The organism is Streptomyces flavofungini, assembly GCF_041028215.1.
Taxonomy (GTDB): domain Bacteria; phylum Actinomycetota; class Actinomycetes; order Streptomycetales; family Streptomycetaceae; genus Streptomyces; species Streptomyces flavofungini_B.
In genome coordinates, this window is sequence record NZ_JASKYR010000949.1 from 1 (window position 1) to 2,799 (window position 2,799).

Annotated in this window: 2 protein-coding genes; both read right to left on the minus strand. The window is 72.9% G+C overall.

Annotation, left to right across the window (positions count from 1 at the left end; translation table 11 throughout):
• Nucleotides 1-191: 191 nt before the first annotated feature.
• Nucleotides 192-1,538: a vWA domain-containing protein gene (locus AB8Z36_RS36975; RefSeq protein ID WP_369217764.1), complete on the minus strand. Its 1,347-nt coding sequence runs from the start codon at nucleotides 1,536-1,538 to the stop codon at nucleotides 192-194.
• A 161-nt stretch (nucleotides 1,539-1,699) separates the two neighbouring features.
• Nucleotides 1,700-2,799: PP2C family protein-serine/threonine phosphatase (locus tag AB8Z36_RS36980; protein WP_369217765.1), on the minus strand; the 1,100-nt coding region annotated here is incomplete at its 5' end.

Below are 2,799 nucleotides of genomic sequence, written 5' to 3' on the forward strand. Positions count from 1 at the left end.
GCACCGGCCATGCGGTGACCGCAGACCTCGCACCAGTCATCGGAACCCGACTGGTGTCCGTTCGGGCAGGTCGGCATGTCGGCGCTTCCCCCTCTCCTTCTCCGGCCCTCGGGCCGTACGTTGCTCCGGCCCGAGGGCCGTACGTCCTGGGTGCTTCCTGACGGCTTCTTCCTCAGAAGCCACCGGCGAAGCTACTGCTTCTTCACGCGAACGGTCTTCGTCGACCGGGTCTCGAGTGTCATCTCGTCGGCCTCGGCGACCTTCGCCTTCAATCGAACAGTACCTTCCGCGGCATCCACGACGTCCACCACCTTCGAAAGCAGTTTCGCCGTATCCGCGTTGCCCGAGGCGGCGGCGAGCTGCACGGCCCGGCCGAGTTTCGCGGTCGCGCCGTCGACATCGCCCGATTTGCGGGCGTCGAGTCCCTGCTGGATGACCTGGGCCAGCTCGGCCTGGCCCGTGTAGTGCGCGACCTGCGGATTGATGCTGGTGGACGCCGCCATGTCGTCCGTCCACACCGCGCGTACGAGACCCTGCGACAGCGTCTGCGCGCTGCCGTCGCTCTGCGGCACGACCAGGGAGACCCGGGCGGCCAGCATCTCCTGGCCCAGGTCGGCGCCGGGAACCTGCACACAGATGTGGTAGTCGCGGGACTCGTCGCCCCAGGACCCCGTGGGGTAGTCCCCGGCGCGGGGACCGGCCTCCGTGCGCCGGTCGGTCAACTCCACGACGGTGGGCGCCACCTGCTTGACGAACTTGATCTCCACACCGACGGGGGTCCACAGCCGCAGGCTGACGTCGGCGACCTCCTTGCCCATCGCCGCCTCCATCATCGAGGTGAAGTCGGCGGCGAGCCCGGCCGGGTCGGCGACGATGTCGGCGGTGCCGAGCAGCGCGGAGGCGATCCCTGTGACCTCTTTCACCTCCCAGTCCGTGCCGACACCGCGGGCGTCACAGGTGAAGCGGCCCGCGCAGGAGTCGAGAGCGGCCTTGAGGTCCTCCGGTGACTCGTGTTCGTTGCGCCCGTCGGTGAGCAGGATGCCGTGCCGGATGGCGACGTCGGCGGAGGCGAGGATGCGGTCGGCGAGGCGCAGCCAGGTGCCGATCGCCGTGCCGCCGCCCGCGCTCAGCCTGCGCAGGGCCTGCTTGGCCTGCTCGCGTGTCGCGGCGTCCGCCACTGCGAGGCGGCCGTTGCCCGGGTAGACCTCCTTGGCGACGTGGGTGCCGCCGATCACCGCGAAGTGCACGCCGTCGCGCAGGGCGTCGATCGCGGCGGCCGTGGCGTCCCGGGCGCCCCGCATCTTCGTCGGCGGGTAGTCCATGGAGCCCGAGCAGTCGACCATGATCGCCACGGCGGCGTCCGGGCTCTCTCCGGCGGAGTACAGGTGCGGCGCGCTGACGGCCGTGCCGATCGTGCCGCCGCCGGTCGAGCTGACCGTGGCGATGGCGTTGACCTCGCGGCCGCCCTCCGGCAGGAACTCGTTCTGGTAGACCTCGACCGAGAACTGCGGGACGTTCGACTTCGAGAAAATGGCCATGGATGCTGCTCCCCCTCAGATCCTGATGCGTCCCCGGCCCCCCGGCCGGTGCTGTGAGCGGCGTGCGCGAGCGTGCCCGCTCCCGCGTGTACGCGTGCGCGCGCTTGCTTGTGTGCGCGTGCTCGCGTTCGCGTGCGTGCGGGAGCGGTGCGTACGCCGTTCTAGGCCGATCCTGCCCCTTCCGGCACGAAGGAGAACGGGACGACGGCCACTGTTACGTTGTCGTGGCCCCCGCCGTCCAGCGCGTGGCCGACCAGGACCTGGGCGCTGTGCAGCGGCCGGTCCGCCGCGTCGGCGGGCACGGCCCGGGCCATCTCCTCGACCGCCTCGGCGTAGTTCCACAGTCCGTCCGTGCACACCACCACTACACCCGGGCGGTCGGGCTTGAAGGAAGCGGTGTGCGGCTCCAGTTCGTAGGCGTCGGCGCCGAGCCAGCCCGTGATGGCGTGCGCGCGCTCGTCGGCGTACGCCTCGGCCTCGTTCATCAGGCCCGCCGCGACCATCTGCGCGGCCCAGGAGTCGTCCTCGGTGAGGCGGACGGTGGGGCCGCTGCGGTCGTCGGGCACCCAGTACGCGCGGCTGTCGCCGACCCAGCCGACGACGAGCAGCCCGCCGGCGACGATCGCGCCGACCAGGGTGCAGGCGGGCGCGTTCTGGTGCGGGCTGTGCTCACGGGCCGAAGTGGGCTCGGCCGCCAGCGCGTTGACCGCGTCGGCCGCCGCGAGGATGGCGTCGTGCATGGCTTGCTGCGGGTGCGTACCGCGCGGCAGCGCGTCCTGGAGCGTCTCGTTGGCGGCGCGGGAGGCGGCGAGTGAGGCCTCGTCGGGGCGGGTCGCGGAGGAGACGCCGTCACAGACGATGGCGACGACGGCGGGGGAGCCGTCGGGCAGCGCCGCCGCCGAGACCGCGAACGCGTCCTCGTTGCGGTGGTGGCGCAGGCCCCGGTCGCTGACCGCCGCGACCGCGTCGAGCTCCTGCTCCATGTGGTCGCGCTCGCGTGGCTGGGCGTGCCCGCAGTTCTCGCAGTACCCGTCGGGGTCGACGCGCCCCGAGCGGCAGGCCACGCACACCTTGGCGGCGGGTGCGGCGGGTGCGGCGGGTGCGGGCTCGGGCGCGGCCGTACGCGGGTCGGCGACGCCCCCGGACGCGGGCGCGGGCGCACCGGGCACGGCGGCGGCCGGGGCGGGCAGGGGGTACTCGTCCGGCTCGGTCAGCTCGCCGCCCGCCGAGTCGGTGCCCGGCAGGTCGGTGGGCAGATGGG